This window comes from Pseudoalteromonas aurantia (assembly GCF_005886875.1).
GTDB classification, from domain to species: domain Bacteria; phylum Pseudomonadota; class Gammaproteobacteria; order Enterobacterales; family Alteromonadaceae; genus Pseudoalteromonas; species Pseudoalteromonas aurantia_A.
Genome location: NZ_PNBY01000228.1, coordinates 1 through 733, shown reverse-complemented (window position 1 = coordinate 733; position 733 = coordinate 1). Strand labels below are relative to the sequence as shown.

Below are 733 nucleotides of genomic sequence, written 5' to 3'. Positions count from 1 at the left end.
AAATTCAATGTACCATTACAGTGGGACTACCGTGTGTAGGTGTCTGGTTGGTATTCGGTGTGGTGCTAAAAAAGTACTTGAGCAATTCAGTTCGACAGCGATACTTTAATTATACCATAGCAGGCTTATTATTGCTGTCTATTGTCCCTGTGTGTTTAGACATTATGATGCAGCTTACATCTGGGTAATACATCTATTACTATCGCAAAGAGGTTTTTTCCTGACATGTGATAGTCAGCTTGAGTATTCTGCGATCAAGATGAGCGCGAACGAAAATAACGCACTATACCTCTGAAAACGTGACTTCAAAACACCCTAGTCACTCATACCGCGCGTCACAACCCTGCTATTACTCATTGATGATTGTTAACTTTTTGTAGTTTTAAAATGTTTATTATCCTACTTCATTTACATTTTATCACAATTTTACCGCGTGTTTCTATTATGTGCACTATTACTATTTATACATTTGTGTTATTTTTCGGCACAAAACTGGGCCTTAGCATTTAACAAAATATTCTAAGTGGGTAATTAGAGCTGGGTAGTTTTGGAGTTATTTGGAAGTGTGTTGCGCGTTTAGCATTTTTAAGTGGTGATAGTAATGAGTTGAAAGGCATGTTTTTATGTTTGGTAAGTGGTCAAATTTAATCATTGGTACAATATTTTTGGTGTTAGGTATACAAGACCAGCATGTCGTCTTCATGATCATTGGGTTGTTGAACGAAGCCGCTAA

At 36.8% G+C, this 733-nt stretch carries 1 pseudogene; it reads left to right on the top strand.

Features of this window, described 5'->3' with window-relative positions:
• A pseudogene (locus CWC18_RS21300) lies at positions 1–188 on the top strand (LysE family translocator); the annotation flags it as partial.
• Positions 189–733 lie beyond the last annotated feature (545 nt).